Genomic DNA, 12,981 nt, shown 5'->3' on the forward strand with positions numbered 1-12,981 from the left:
GGCGGACATCCCGCTCGATTGGGTTAAATGACTCATGAGGTGACTGGTGGCCTCATCCCAGGGATGCGACCTGGACCCCCAGCTTGCCCAGCGTGCCGTTGCTGAACCCGGCCAGGGCGGGCGGCAGCTCCGCGAGCGGCAGCGTCCGCCCGACCGGTACCCGCAGCCGGCCGGCGGCCACCTCCCGGGCCAGGCGGTCGAGCACGTCCCGGCTGGGATCGGCCATGACGGACGTGCCGGTGATGTCGCGGCGGGGCAGTCCCGCCGGGTCGAGGTGCAGCGCGGACACGATCCGGCCACCCGGCCGCAGCAGCTCGGCCAGGGCCACCCCGTCGCCGGCCAGATGGGCGACCGCGTCCACCCCGCCCGGCGCGAGGTCGCGGAGTTGGGCCGCAAGGTCCGCGCCGTGGTCGATGTCATGCGCGGCCCCCAGCCCGCGCACGTGTCCGGCCGATGCCGGCGGCGCGGTCGCGATCACGGTCACGCCACGGTCGGCGAGGAGCTGGACCGCGAACGCGCCCACCCCGCCGGTCGCCCCGCTCACGAGTACCGTCTCGCCCGGCTTCGCGGCCAGACTGTCGACCACCGCGAGTGCGGCCGCGCCGGCAAGCCCGAGGGCGGCCGCCGCCGGCTCGTCGAGACCGGGAGGCACAAGTGCGATACCGCTGCCCGCCGCCGTTGTCAGGTATTCGCCGAAGCCGCCGCCGTCGGTCGGGTTGGCCTTCGCCACCACACCGAAGACCGGATCGCCGGGGGCGAACCCGGAGACCCCTCCCCCACGGCCGCCACCATGCCCGCGAAGTCCTTGCCCAGGACGATCGGGAACCTGTGCTCGAAAATGCCCCGTAGCGCGCCAGCCGCCAACAGGCGGTCGAAGCCGTTCACCGAGGAGGCGGCCACCCGCACCTTCACCTCGCCCGGACCGGGTACCGGCTCGGGAAGCTCACGCAGGCTGGGCGCCAGGCCGAAGTCGTCAATCACCACTGCGTACATGACTCAGATCTTCGCCAATAGGTGCGTGCCGGAAAAGACGGCACATTGCCCGCCGTAACGCACATCTGTGTGCGCTGCTGTGCTTTCCTCACGTGCCCGGCCGATGCGCGATCCTTGGGAGCATGACTGAGCTCCAGACCCGTCCGGACGAACGCTGCGAGCTGCGCGAGGTACTCGACCGGGTGGGCGACCGCTGGAGCGTGCTCGTGATGTCCCTGCTGAGCGAGGGCCCCCGGCGCTACTCCGACCTGCGCAGGAGCAGCCAGGGCATCTCCCAGCGCATGCTGAGCCTGACCCTGCGCGGCCTGGAACGCGACGGCCTGGTCACCCGTACGGTGCGCCCCACCACGCCGCCGCAGGTGAGCTACGAGCTGACGGCCGCCGGGCACGCGCTGCTGGCCGAGGTCACGTCGCTGCTCCGCTGGGCGGAGCTGCACCTCCGCCACGTGGCGGAGAGCCGCCGCCGTTTCGACCAGACCCATGCCGCGCGTGCGCGTTTGTCCTCAGTAGACGTTCCACTCGGGACGGACTGATACGTCGGGAAACCGACTGCTGGACCGGCAACACCCGGCAACTCACCGGAGGTTCCGGGCCGGAGCGGGTCCACCGCGGCGCCATCGACCGCACCGTTACCACGTCCGCATCACGTGGTGCGGGACGGATCGATGGAATGGAGCCAACGTGCGACTCACTCACAAGAGGGGAGCGCTGCTGCTGGCGATCGCCACCGCGGTCGCGGTCGGTGCCTCGGCGGCACCCGCCGCCGCCAGCAGCGAAGCGGCCGACGCCGGCCGACCGGTCGAGGCCGCGCCCGGGCTGACGGAGGACGCCCGGGTGCTCGGGCCGGACCCGGAGAGGGCGCTGCGGGCGTACTGGACCGAGGAGCGGATGGCGTCGGCCGAGCCGGTCGCGCTGCCGGCACTGACCCGGGAGGAGCTCGAGCGCCTGGAGCAGCCGACGGTCGGCGAGCCCGGCCTGGTCACCCCGCAGGACACGCGTCCCGGCAACCGCGTCCCCGAGCAGTCCGCCATCGGCGACATGGCCGCGCCTTGGCCGTTCCGCGGTGACGCGCCGGCCACGACGGTGGGGAAGGTCTTTTTCTACGACGTCACGGAGAAGAAGAACAAGACCTGCTCGGCGGCGGTGGTGGACTCCGAGGGCCGCAACCTGCTGTGGACCGCGGGGCACTGCGTCCACGGCGGTAAGAACAGGACCTGGCACCAGAACTGGGTCTTCAAGCCGCACTACCAGAACGGCACCGACTGGACCTACGGCGTCTGGTACGCGACGTGGATGGGCACCTGGTCGAAGTGGAGCGGCAGCTCCAACTCCAACTTCGACTTCGGTGCTGTACAGGTCGCCCGCAACGGATGGGGCCAGAACATCGTCGACGTGACCGGCGCACAGGGGATCGCCTGGAACTACCCGCCGAACCAGTACGTGCACAACTTCGGCTACCCCGGTGAGTACCCGTTCAACGGTCAGATCCTGCGCTACTGCCACGGATCGCAGTTCGACAACCACCACCCGGGGATCGGCATGATGTGCAACATGAACGGCGGCTCCAGCGGCGGCCCTTGGCTGGGCTGGTTCAACGGCTGGAACGGCTGGATCAACGGCAACAACGCATTCAAGATCACGCTCGACCCCACCCGGATCTACTCGCCGTACTTCGGCAACGAGGTCCTCTCGCTCTACAACACCATGCGCTGGGCCTGATCCTCGCGCGTGCCCGGGGCCTGTCTCCTGAGACCAGGAGGCAGGCCCTCGCGGCGCATCCAGTGATGTCGGGTTGTCGATGTATCACGCGGCTCGCGAGGGGCGCGGCTCGCGGCGGGGCTCGGGCAGCGGGAGCTGGCCAGCCGCTTAGGGCTCAGCGGACGGGCGATCCGCGACCTGGAGCGGGGCGTACGCCTACCCCGACCGCACTCGACCCGCGCGGTCGCCGCCGCGCTCGCGTTGGCCGGCGACGACCTCCGGGCCTTCCTCGCGACGCCACGCCCCGCCCCTGTCTCGGCCCCATCAGGCGCGCCAGGGCCCGCCGAAGGGGGCGGTGCCGCCGGGCGACCTTGTCGGCCGGGACGAGGAGCTGCGCGCGCTCACGGACCTTGCCACGGGCGCGCGGCACCGGCTCGTCACCATGACCGGGCCGTCCGGCGTCGGCAAGTCACGGATCGTGGCCGAGCTGGGCCACCTCCTGACCCACCGCACCGACCTGGTGGTACGGGCGCTGGACCTGTCCTCGGTGCGCGAACCCGAGCTCGTCGGCGAACTCGTGGCCGCGGCGCTGGACTGTGGCGTTTCGCGCCTCCCACCGGTGGAGCGCGTGGCGGCGCACCTGCGGGACCGGCGGGTCGTGCTCATCCTGGACCGGTACGAGCAGCTCGTCGCCGCCGCGCCGGACCTCACCGCCTTCCTGCGCCGGTGCACGGGCCTGACGCTGGTGGTCACCGGCCAACGCCCGCTCCAGGTGCGGGGCGAGCGCGTGGTACCGCTCCCCCCGCTTACGCCGGACGCGGCGACAGCGCTCTTCACCCGCCGGGCGGCAGCGGTAAACCCGCATTTCACGCTGGCGTGACCCGGCCACCGCGGCGGCGCTGCTGGCGCCGGTCACCAGCTACGGCGCCGCCCGTTCCCCGAGCCGACCCTCGCCATAGCCAGCCGCACGGCCGAGGCCGCGCACGCCGCGCTCGGCGCCGACGGGTTCACCCGCGAGCGCACCCGCGGCACGGGACTCGACCGCGACGGCGTGGTCGCGCTTTGCGGCCGAATCGCGACACCACCCGCGTAGCGCTTACACCCCCGCGCTGGACGCGCATTCGGCGTATCGGCGCACCACGTCATCGGCCCTGTGGAACGCGCGTGCCTCGGCCAAACTCCTGGGAAAGGCAGGCAGTTCGTCGCTCCGGTGCGCGGCAATCCCGTACAGCTTGGGCAGGCGAGGTGGCCGCCCGACCCGCAAGCCGTGATGTATCCCGAGCAGCACAGCCGCGAGGACGCTTTCAGGGCACGCGGACGCGCCCGAAACACGATGCTCGAGGCGCCGCGCCGAAGCGTGCGACGTGCTGGCCGGGATACGGATCGCGACGGAACGGTTGTCCCCGCCCCAGGACACGTTGGACGGCGAGAAGAGCCGGCTCTCCGGGTTGTCCGGACGGTACCGCTCATAGCAGTTTTCCGTCGGGGCGAAGAACACCATCAGGCCCACCATGGTCTCGAGTAGGCCATTGACCGCGTGTGCCGTGGTCGGCGATTCACGATTGTCGTCGCAAGGCGCTTTCTGAAAAACGTTTCGCCCGGTTTCGTCGAGCAGGCAGACATTGACATGCAGACCGCTGCCGGGCCTGTCGGCGAACGGCTTGGAGAGTCGGGACACGGCCGTTCCGTTCGCCCTTGAGCGGGCTTCGAGAACTTCCAGCGCGTACCGGCAGTCCGACAGCAGGTCGGCAAGCTCAGTGCGATGCGGGAGTACCAACTCGTACTGTCCACGGCCCGACTCCGGCTGGAGTCTCGGCGGGAGGGGTAGCTGCGCCGCGAGTTGCGCCTGCGCCTGCCGTACGACAGTCTCAGGTGTCCCGCCGAGGAGGTAGAACTCGAGTTCAAGGCCGACCAGGGCGGTCAGTCCAAAGTCGTCGAGGATCCTGCGGGCCAAGTCCAGCGGTGACGGCAAGGACAGGGTCGCGGCGGACCGACCTTTCACTTCGACCTGCCGGGCTCCGCGGCACTCGGCGTCTCGTCCGGGCCACCGGGCTCCTGCTCGGCCTCAGCCTCGTCGGCCGCCGCGCTCTCGTCTGGGCCTGGCGTCCCTTTTTTGCCACCGGTGGCCGGCGCCTCGCCCTGGCTGGCCCCGTTCTTCGTCGCGTCGGGTGTGGTGCCCTCCGCGCGTGCCGGCTCGGGCGTGGGTGGCTCCGGCACCCGACCGTCCGGCTGGCCGCCCTGCGGCTTCCCGGCGGCGCGCTCGGCACCGGTGTCGTGAGTGTTGGACGCGTCGCCATACGACCGCCCGCGGCGCTCGTCGAGGAGAACACGATGGGCGAGTGCCTTTTCATGGGCACCGAGACGCTCGTAGAGCAGGACGATGTCACGGCGGCGGACGATGTTTTCGTCAGGGACGGCGATGCGGTCAAGCATCGCCAGCGCCTTGTCGAACTGAGCGAGGTTCAGCGCTACCTCGGCATCAAACAGCATCTGCTCGTTGGGAAAGAGTCGGGAGTAGCCGCTACCTTGCGCCTCGTTGGCGAAGGTATCCCGTTTTCTATCGTCACCGCAGGCCGCGTGGCTGACGGCCAACGCATTGGCGGCATTCCAACGGAAACGCTCGGATATCGAGACCCGCGGAAACAGGAAGGGCACCCGACGATGCCACCGGTCGCGCCGGAGGAGCCGCTCCAGCTCGTCGGAGCGGGCGGTCGCCGCTGGAAACTGGCCGGCCCGCAGCAGGCGCAGAATGTATTCGGGCATGAGAATGTACCCCGCGTTGCCACTACCCTCGACGTACCGTGCGAGGAACTCAAGGCTCAACGCGTAGTCTTCGAGCCACACCTCACAAAAGCCCGCGATCTCCAAGAAGTCCTCGGCCGTACCGCGAAGCGGGCGTGACGGCCGCGGCGGCTCCTGACTCTTCCTAGGATCGTCAGGCGTCCCCTTACGGGAGCTGTACTCGAGGTACTCGTACAGGTGCAGGTGCTTGCCTTCCTGCAAGAGCGTGTAAGCGGTCCTCAGGATGCCGCGCACACTTTCGGTCTCGACGAGGATGTCACGCTGGGTGATGACCTCTAGCCACGGGTGGGTCTCGGCGATGGCGTTCAGCTTGGCGCTGAGCTTCTCGGCCTTGTCGACGGTCAGCCCGATCGCCAGCTCCGTCTGGTCCGCGGTGGACTTCCTCAGCTCGTTCATCTGAGTCTGCTGATCCGACGAGAGCCGGTCGACCTTGCCCTCGAGCGATCGCCACCGCTCGACGAAGAGCACGCTCAGGATAAGACCTATCGCGACCGCCACGACCTCTGGCTCCCGCAACAGGCTCACGTTGCTGGAATCAGTCACTGATTCGTAGAGAGAGACGACGAGGGTGACGATGATCAGAATAATCGCGGTCACCAGGCCTGCGGTGACCACTCTTCTCGCCGTGGAATTGTTCTGGCCCAGCATGGCGGTCCCTTGATTCTCTCGAGATCAGTAGTGCATCTTGGCGGCATTGCTTGGGAAGGGGTTACCCCGCTTCGTTCCGCCGTGCTGGCCGGCGAAGAGCGGGTTTTCGTCAAAGCGGCCGGCGAAGAGGCCATCGCTGAGATAGTTCATCAGGCGTAGAATGCGAGCATCCTCGGTCGAGAGCGAAATGATCTGCTGCGTCCGATCCAGCTGGACAAGGTCGAGGGGCGCGTCCTTGCCGATTGCCTCGGCGAGAAGGATGGCTGCCGCATTTCTCGGAACGCCGAAAGTCTGGAATACGCCACAGTTGTTCACCATCGTGGCGTAGTCGCTTGGATAGAGCGACCGAATTTGCGAGTAGTCCTGGAAGAACATCCAGACCTGCAGTCCGTAGCCGCGCATCAGGGTGATGGCCTTTTTAAGCTCGTCGAGAGATCCGAGCTGGGCGCACTCGTCGAGCATGAACAGGGTGCGCTTGCGGGGCTTCGTGCGGCGCTGCACGATCGCACTCAACATCGTGGCCACCCACATCCGAAGCAGGATGGAGTGGGAGAGAAGCTTTGACGGCGGGATGACGATGTAGATCGTGTAGTTGTCGCCGTCCGCTATGAGCGACGGAGAGATGGACGACGTGTTGAGATAGTTGTTCAAAGCGTCCGAAATGTACGGAGTGAGGTAGCTGTGCGCCGTGGACAGGACACCGGAGCGCTCCTTGTCGGCTCGCCGCAAGAAGTCGGCGATCGCACGGTAGGCAAACCGCGAGAGGCTCTTTTTTCCCACGGTATCCAGGATGACGGCGAGATCATAAACGACGTCGTCAGAAAAGAGCATGTCGATGAAGCTCTGAAACCGATGCGGCTCGCCCTTGGATCGCGCGACGTCGAGACTCGCCCCGATGACGCCAGCCAACAGCATCTGGGCGCTCTGATCCCAGAAGCGGTGATCGCCTTCACTCTGTGCGGCATCACTGGCTATGAGAGAGGCCATCATCGTAAGGTCCCCTCGGCGTGCGGACCGAAGCTCTGGATCAGGTCGAACGGATTTAGTTTCGCCCTTTCCACGCCGACCCGCTCAAGCGTTGCGTCGTCGACGGCCTCGAAAGGATCGAGCAGATAGATCTCCTGCCCGAGGACCTGCCGGCGGTAGCGCGCGGTTACGGCGAAATTCTCCCCTTGGGGTCGATCGTGATAATCGGCCCGTCGTAATGCAGAAGGTTCGGAATAATTACTCGCACGCCCTTACCGGCTCCGGTAGGCGCGAAGGAAACAAGATGTCCGTCATGGCGATACTGCTCGACCATCGCCAGATCCGAGAACCGATATCTCTTCTGTGCGGAGGAGAACGGTCGAACCGAGGTCCGGGCGCCCTCCAGTGGCCAACCCAAGAGGAGGGTCGATGCGTCAGTCATATTGGCCATTTCACCGTCACGCCGCGAGGATTCCCTGGAGGAAAACGAGACTACCGACTCGCAGGTAGAGAAGCCACGGCTGTCCGCAATCCGACACAGCCCTACGTATTATCTCTGGCGAAACAGGGCATGAGGTGTCAGTGGGCATCAGCGGGGGAATTTTCTTGATCGCGCTCGGCGCGCTGCTGACGTTCGCGGTCAACGTCGCTCCATCGTGGATCGACCTGAAGGCGACCGGCGTCATCATCATGCTCGCCGGCGGCGCGGTCCTGCTGCTCACGCTCTGGTACTGGCAGAACCGCCGGCGCCGGGTCGCCGCGCAGTACCAGTACCGGTACCAACGCCCGCCACCCGCGCCGCAAGGCCCGGAAGCGCTGTTTCCGCCGCGCGACGCGGGGCGGCCCACCAAGGCCTCGCCCGCCGACCCGCCGTCAACCTCACCGCCGACCGACGGCACCTGATCCGCAGGGCGCTATCCCGTCGACCAAGATGAATGAACGCCTGCGTGATCACATGCGTGCTTAGGGTCATGAGGCATTTGTTGAGAGTTGAACGAGGCCGTATGGCCGTCGTTCTGGGCGCACTCGCGGCATTGATCAGCGCTACTGTTCTGGTCCAGGCTGGCGCCCGATTCGGTGCCGGACCTGGTCAGGAGGTCACCGCGCGGGCCGAGTCGGCGCAGGGGGCCGAGCAGGTGGGCGACGCGTACGCTCGCCTGCCCCTGACGTTCGTCGAAAACCGGGGGCAGGCCGACGGGCAGGTGCGGTACCTCGCCCACGGCAGCCGCTACGGGTTCTACTTCACTCCCGATTCGCTCGCGATATCACTGTTGGAGCGGGACAGCAAAACAGGCGTCAACCTCTTTCTGGACTTCGTCGGGGCCAACCCGGACGTCTCGGTAGCCGCCGCGGACCGGGCCGCCAGCACGGTCAGCTACCTCCAGGCGGACCTGCCGAGCGGCTCCCGCAGCGGCCTGCCGACCTACGGTGAAGTCCTCTACCGGCAGCTCTGGCCCGGCGTGGACATGGCCGTCACCGGCAAGGACGGCGTGCTGAAGTACGAGTTCCACGTGGCGCCCGGCGCACGGATCGACGAGATCCAGCTCGCCTACCGAGGCGCTGGCGGCCTGACCACCGACGGTACGGGCGCTCTCCTCGTCGACACCCCGCTCGGGGTGCTGCGGGACACGCCGCCGGTGTCGTACCAGGTGATCGGCGGCCAGCGCGTGCCGGTCGGGAGCCGCTACAAGGTCGCGGGCGACTCGTACGGCTTCGCGGTCGACGGCCACGACCCGGCACACGGGCTCGTCATCGACCCGGGCCTGGAGTACTCCACGTACCTCGGCGGCTTCGGCAACCAGACCGGTGCGGCGATCGCGGTCGACGCGTCGGGCAGCGCCTACGTCACCGGCTACACCCAGTCCCCCACGTTCCCGACCACGCCGGGCGCGTTCGACCGGACCGGGTCGGCCAGCAACGACCTTGACGCGTTCGTGTCCAAGCTCAACCCGTCCGGTACGGCGCTGGTCTACTCCACGTTCCTGGGTGGAAGCAACTTCGACCAGGGTCGGGACCTGGCGGTGGACGCCGCCGGCAACGCCTACGTGGCCGGCCAAACAAGGTCGTCCACCTTCCCGACCACGAGCAACGCGTACGACCGCACGTTCAATGTGGACACCTGCCCGAGGTGCGGCATCGACCAGTACGACGCGTTCGTGGCGAAGGTGAACCCGACCGGCTCCGGGCTTGTCTACTCGACCTTCCTCGGCGGCTTCGACATCGACGACATCCTCGCCATCGCACTGGACGGCAGCGGTCAGGCGTACGTGGCCGGGCAGACGGCGTCGAGCAACTTCCCGACGACCTCGGGTGCGTTCGACACCACCGCCAACGGCGAGTACGACGGGTTCGTGGCGAAGTTCAACGCCTCCGGCTCGCAGCTCGTCTACTCCACGCGCCTCGGCGGTACGGACAACGAGCTGCCCAGCGCGATCGCCGTCGACGCGGCGGGCAATGCGGTCGTCGGTGGTTCGACAAGGTCGGCCGGCTTCCCCACCACGCCCGGAACACTCCAGCCGGTACACGCCGGCGGGGCGTTCATCGACCTGTTCGACGGCTTCGTCACCAAGGTCGACCCGACGGGCTCGGCCCTCGTGTGGTCCACGTTCCTCGGCGGGGACAAGCCGGAGAGCGTCAGCGAAGTCATCCTCGACGCGTCCGGCAATACCTACATCCTCGGCGGGACGCAGTCCCCGACGTTCCCGACCACGCCGGGCACGTTCGACACAACGTTCGACGGCACAAGCCAGTCGTTCGCCGCGAAGCTGGACCCCAGCGCCTCGACCTTGCTCTACTCGACGTTCCTCGGCAAGGCCAGCGGCGGGTCGGGTGCCCTCACCGAGGACGGCAGCCTCTGGTTCGCCGGCGGCGGGGCACCGGACGCCTTCGTCAGCCCAGACGCCTGGGACCCCCAGTTCAGCGGCGGCGCGTCCGATGCCTACGTGGCGAAGCTGAACCCGGCCGCCACCGCGCTCGACTACGCCAGCTTCCTCGGCGGTACCGACTCGGACGGCGCTTTCGACGTGGCGCTCGACCCGGCGGGGAACGTTTACCTCAGCGGTCGTACCTTCTCGGCGGACTTCCCGACCACCGCCGGCGCCTTCGACCGCGTCTACAGCGGCGACTCGTTCATCCTGGGGTCGGAGGCGTGGATCGCGAAGCTCGCGGTCGGTCCGAACGCTCCGACGCCGCCGCCCTCGCCGCCGGCGATACCCACCGCGCCGGAGCTCGCCAGCCCGGCCGATGCCGCCAGCGTCGCCCAGCCGGTCGCGTTCGACTGGAACGACGTGGACAACGCCGCGTCGTACACGATCCAGGTGGACGAGATCTCCGCGTTCGGCGAACCGCTGATCCTCTCCGCCAACGTGACCGCCTCTGCGTTCACCGCCGGCTCGCTTCCCACCGGCAACTGGTTCTGGCGGGTACGGGCGGTGAACTCGGCCGGAACTCCCGGGCCGTGGTCGACGTTCCGCCGGATCACGGTGCAGGCACCGCCGACGCCCAGTCCCTCGCCCACCCCGACGGCCAACCCGACGCAGCCGCTCCCGGCTCCCGCACTGGTGAGCCCCGCCAGTGACGCCCGCATCCGGCCGGGTACGGCGGTCACCTTCGACTGGGGTGACGTGTCCGGCGCCGCGAGCTACACGATCCAGGTCGACAACAGCCAGACCTTCCAGGCACCGTTCACGGTCGAGTCGACAACCGCCACCTCGCAGTACGTCGCGAATGGGCTGCCCACCCAGCGGATGTGGTGGCGGGTGCGCGCCAACAACAGCGACGGCACCCCGGGGCCTGGTCCTCGGCACGCCGGTTCGAGATAAGGAACTAAGCCAGCGAACCCTGTCCCGGTCGGCGGCCAGATTTGGCCTGGTCGCCGACCGGGTGCGCCGGCGCTGCCAGGATGTACCCATGACGAAACGGCTCGGCGGACCCCGACCCGACTCGGACGGGTCGACGCCAGCCGCCCTCCGCGCCGGCGAGCTTGTCGCCGCCGTCCGCGACGATCCGGCGCAGCGGCTGCGGCTGGCGGCCGGCTTCTACGACCAGCGGGTCGGCGGCCACAGCATCCGCGCGTACCGGCGGGCCGAGGTCGCGTTCATGCGCTGGCAGATCCGCTGTGGCGTACTGTCCCCAATGGACGGAGCCCAGCCGGGGAGCCGGTGGTGGCGGGCGGTGAACGAGTCCCTGCTGCGCGAGGCCGTCGAGGCGGACCTGCTCTTCAACGGCGCACCGGGCGAGGCCAGCACGAGCGGCGTCGGACACTGGCTCACCTTCCTGCGCAGCCCCACCCCGAAGGCGTGGTACCGCGCCCACAACGCCAGCGTCGTCGGCGGCTACCTGCGGCACCGCGACCTGGTACCGGAGGAGGGCCCGCTCGAACGGTTCTTCATGGACGTGGCCCTGCTGCGCGTCCTGTACGCGCACTGCCTGCTGATCCAGCCGCGACTCGCGCTCGGCCGGCTCGCGATGTTCGGCCAACTGCTCGGCGATCCCCGCCGCCGGGGAGCCGATCTGTTCCTCTCCCTCCAGGACGTGCTGCCCGACACGTACCCGCTGGCCGAATCCAGCATCGAGAAAGTCCTAGCGGCCGAAAACTACCTCGCCCGGATCATCGACTACGGCGTCATCACGCCGCGCATCCCGCAGCTGTACCGGTACGCCGCCGACGACCTCGACGAGCCGCGCATCGTGGAGCTCTGCACCGACGAGTTCCCGGTCTACGCCTGGCCGTACGAGCACCGGCACGTCTGGCGCACCGACCGCTCCCCCATCGCGATCGCCCTGATCCGCGCCGTCGTCGGGCGCCCGCCGCAGCCCTAACCCGTCACTCGCGACCCCGTCACTCGCGGGCGGCATGCGGGCGAGCCTAGCCGTCCGGCCGCTGGCATGGCACGCCGCCGATACGTTCGCAGGTGCGTGTCAACAAGCCGGAGTGGGAGGTGCGTCTGTCGGGTGTGACGTTCGAGGAGTACGTGCTGACGCGCGGGCCCGCCCTGGTCCGGCTGGCGCGGCTGCTGGTCGGTGACCCGCATCGGGCCGAGGACCTGGTGCAGGACGTTCTGGCCAAGGCGTATCCCCGGTGGGCCCGGATCAGCCGTGCCGACCAGCCGGACCTCTACCTGCGGCGGATGCTTGTCAACGCGCGCAACTCGTGGTGGCGCCGGCCGAGCAACCGGGAGGTGGCCTCGCCGGCCGTCGCGGACCGGGCTCGCCCCGACGCGACAGAGGCGGCCGGCGACCGGGACGCGATGTGGCGGCTGGTGGCGACCCTGCCCGAGCGGCAGCGGGCGGTCTTGGTGCTGCGCTACTACGAGGACCTCGATGACCAGACCATCGCGGAGATCCTGGGCTGCTCGCCCGTCACGGTGCGCACGCACGCCATGCGGGCGCTGGCCAGTCTGCGGGAGCGCGTCGGGGCGGCCGGTTGGGTCGTACAGGAGGAGAGCAGTCATGGGGTATGACGTCGAGGAGTCCCTTGTCGCGACGTTGCGCCGGCGCGCCGAGCACGAGGTCGACATGGTCGCCCTGCTCGACGGCGCGGTCCGCCGGGGGCGGCGCCGGCAGCGCGGGCGGCGCGTGGCTAAGGCCCTGGGGGCGCCGGGGTGGCCGGCGTGACCACCGTCGCCCTGCTGGCCGGGCCGCTGGCGGTGGGCGACCGCGGGCCGGCGGGCCCGCCCTATCCGGTACCCCGTGTGGCCGACCCGACGGCCGGTGGCGCCACCGTCCATCCTGGACAGGTCGGCAAGGACCCGACCATCATCCACTTCGGACTCGACGAGCTGGACCTGCCGGTGCGCCAGGCCACCTGGGGGTTCGGCCCGACGGCCTGGAGCATATGTACCTGGAGTTCGCCGCGGCCCCCGACCGGGTGAG

General features: G+C 68.9%; 14 protein-coding genes and 2 pseudogenes. 10 read left to right on the forward strand and 6 right to left on the reverse strand.

Annotation, left to right across the window (positions count from 1 at the left end; genetic code table 11):
- Positions 1 to 52: 52 nt before the first annotated feature.
- Complete coding sequence (locus Pflav_RS20175; protein WP_197938655.1) at positions 53 to 733, reverse strand: zinc-binding dehydrogenase; 681 nt, start codon at positions 731 to 733, stop codon at positions 53 to 55.
- The gene (locus tag Pflav_RS43760; protein ID WP_197938656.1) at positions 682 to 993 is read right to left on the reverse strand and encodes an alcohol dehydrogenase catalytic domain-containing protein; all 312 of its coding nucleotides are present in this window, start codon (positions 991 to 993) and stop codon (positions 682 to 684) included. Before Pflav_RS43760 ends, Pflav_RS20175 begins: the two co-directional genes overlap by 52 nt.
- 122 nt (positions 994 to 1,115) lie before the next feature.
- On the opposite strand from Pflav_RS43760, the gene Pflav_RS20180 reads away from it, so the two are divergent.
- The 4 genes and pseudogenes from Pflav_RS20180 (at position 1,116) to Pflav_RS20195 (ending at position 3,571) form a co-directional block, all read left to right on the forward strand.
- Entirely contained in the window at positions 1,116 to 1,526 is a 411-nt protein-coding gene (locus tag Pflav_RS20180; protein WP_173037535.1) for a winged helix-turn-helix transcriptional regulator, read from the forward strand.
- 148 nt (positions 1,527 to 1,674) lie between these two features.
- On the forward strand, positions 1,675 to 2,712 hold the full coding sequence (locus Pflav_RS20185) for a trypsin-like serine peptidase (protein WP_173037536.1): 1,038 nt from the start codon (positions 1,675 to 1,677) through the stop codon (positions 2,710 to 2,712).
- A gap of 114 nt (positions 2,713 to 2,826) precedes the next feature.
- Positions 2,827 to 2,964: pseudogene (locus Pflav_RS48815) on the forward strand (helix-turn-helix domain-containing protein); the annotation flags it as partial.
- 82 nt (positions 2,965 to 3,046) lie between these two features.
- Entirely contained in the window at positions 3,047 to 3,571 is a 525-nt protein-coding gene (locus tag Pflav_RS20195; RefSeq protein WP_173037537.1) for an AAA family ATPase, read from the forward strand.
- Between the two features lie 216 nt (positions 3,572 to 3,787).
- Here Pflav_RS20195 and Pflav_RS20200 read toward each other — a convergent pair whose 3' ends face one another.
- The 4 genes and pseudogenes from Pflav_RS20200 to Pflav_RS48820 form a co-directional block, all read right to left on the reverse strand.
- On the reverse strand, positions 3,788 to 4,663 hold the full coding sequence (locus tag Pflav_RS20200; protein WP_173037538.1) for a type I glutamate--ammonia ligase: 876 nt from the start codon (positions 4,661 to 4,663) through the stop codon (positions 3,788 to 3,790).
- Positions 4,664 to 4,689: 26 nt separating this feature from the next.
- Positions 4,690 to 6,141: a hypothetical protein gene (locus Pflav_RS20205; protein WP_173037539.1), complete on the reverse strand. Its 1,452-nt coding sequence runs from the start codon at positions 6,139 to 6,141 to the stop codon at positions 4,690 to 4,692.
- 24 nt (positions 6,142 to 6,165) lie between these two features.
- Positions 6,166 to 7,134: pseudogene (locus Pflav_RS20210) on the reverse strand (type IV secretory system conjugative DNA transfer family protein); the annotation flags it as partial.
- Positions 7,135 to 7,294: 160 nt separating this feature from the next.
- Positions 7,295 to 7,558 (reverse strand): type IV secretory system conjugative DNA transfer family protein, encoded by a 264-nt coding sequence (locus tag Pflav_RS48820; protein ID WP_173037541.1) that lies wholly within the window; start codon positions 7,556 to 7,558, stop codon positions 7,295 to 7,297.
- Between the two features lie 131 nt (positions 7,559 to 7,689).
- Here Pflav_RS48820 and Pflav_RS20220 point away from each other — a divergent pair, with 131 nt between their 5' ends.
- From Pflav_RS20220 to Pflav_RS20245, 6 genes are all read left to right on the forward strand, one after another.
- Complete coding sequence (locus Pflav_RS20220; protein WP_269474521.1) at positions 7,690 to 8,010, forward strand: DUF6458 family protein; 321 nt, start codon at positions 7,690 to 7,692, stop codon at positions 8,008 to 8,010.
- Between the two features lie 101 nt (positions 8,011 to 8,111).
- The gene (locus Pflav_RS20225) at positions 8,112 to 10,928 is read left to right on the forward strand and encodes a DUF7948 domain-containing protein (RefSeq protein ID WP_173037543.1); all 2,817 of its coding nucleotides are present in this window, start codon (positions 8,112 to 8,114) and stop codon (positions 10,926 to 10,928) included.
- A gap of 88 nt (positions 10,929 to 11,016) precedes the next feature.
- On the forward strand, positions 11,017 to 11,928 hold the full coding sequence (locus Pflav_RS20230; RefSeq protein WP_173037544.1) for a hypothetical protein: 912 nt from the start codon (positions 11,017 to 11,019) through the stop codon (positions 11,926 to 11,928).
- Positions 11,929 to 12,062: 134 nt separating this feature from the next.
- Positions 12,063 to 12,569, forward strand: a complete 507-nt coding sequence (locus Pflav_RS20235; protein ID WP_173042543.1) for a SigE family RNA polymerase sigma factor — start codon at positions 12,063 to 12,065, stop codon at positions 12,567 to 12,569.
- Complete coding sequence (locus Pflav_RS20240; RefSeq protein WP_173037545.1) at positions 12,559 to 12,723, forward strand: hypothetical protein; 165 nt, start codon at positions 12,559 to 12,561, stop codon at positions 12,721 to 12,723. Before Pflav_RS20235 ends, Pflav_RS20240 begins: the two co-directional genes overlap by 11 nt.
- Positions 12,720 to 12,980: a hypothetical protein gene (locus Pflav_RS20245; protein WP_173037546.1), complete on the forward strand. Its 261-nt coding sequence runs from the start codon at positions 12,720 to 12,722 to the stop codon at positions 12,978 to 12,980. Before Pflav_RS20240 ends, Pflav_RS20245 begins: the two co-directional genes overlap by 4 nt.
- The last annotated feature ends 1 nt before the right edge of the window (position 12,981 follow it).

Source organism: Phytohabitans flavus, assembly GCF_011764545.1.
Lineage (GTDB): Bacteria > Actinomycetota > Actinomycetes > Mycobacteriales > Micromonosporaceae > Phytohabitans > Phytohabitans flavus.

What these genes read in the sequence shown, in the direction of transcription:
- Pflav_RS43760 (WP_197938656.1), bottom strand. Translation starts at nt 993, where the DNA reads ATGTACGCAGTGGTGATTGACGACTTCGGCCTGGCGCCCAGCCTGCGT.
- Pflav_RS20180 (WP_173037535.1), top strand. Translation starts at nt 1,116, where the DNA reads ATGACTGAGCTCCAGACCCGTCCGGACGAACGCTGCGAGCTGCGCGAG.
- Pflav_RS20205 (WP_173037539.1), bottom strand. Translation starts at nt 6,141, where the DNA reads ATGCTGGGCCAGAACAATTCCACGGCGAGAAGAGTGGTCACCGCAGGC.
- Pflav_RS48820 (WP_173037541.1), bottom strand. Translation starts at nt 7,558, where the DNA reads ATGGCCAATATGACTGACGCATCGACCCTCCTCTTGGGTTGGCCACTG.
- Pflav_RS20225 (WP_173037543.1), top strand. Translation starts at nt 8,112, where the DNA reads ATGGCCGTCGTTCTGGGCGCACTCGCGGCATTGATCAGCGCTACTGTT.
- Pflav_RS20230 (WP_173037544.1), top strand. Translation starts at nt 11,017, where the DNA reads ATGACGAAACGGCTCGGCGGACCCCGACCCGACTCGGACGGGTCGACG.
- Pflav_RS20240 (WP_173037545.1), top strand. Translation starts at nt 12,559, where the DNA reads ATGGGGTATGACGTCGAGGAGTCCCTTGTCGCGACGTTGCGCCGGCGC.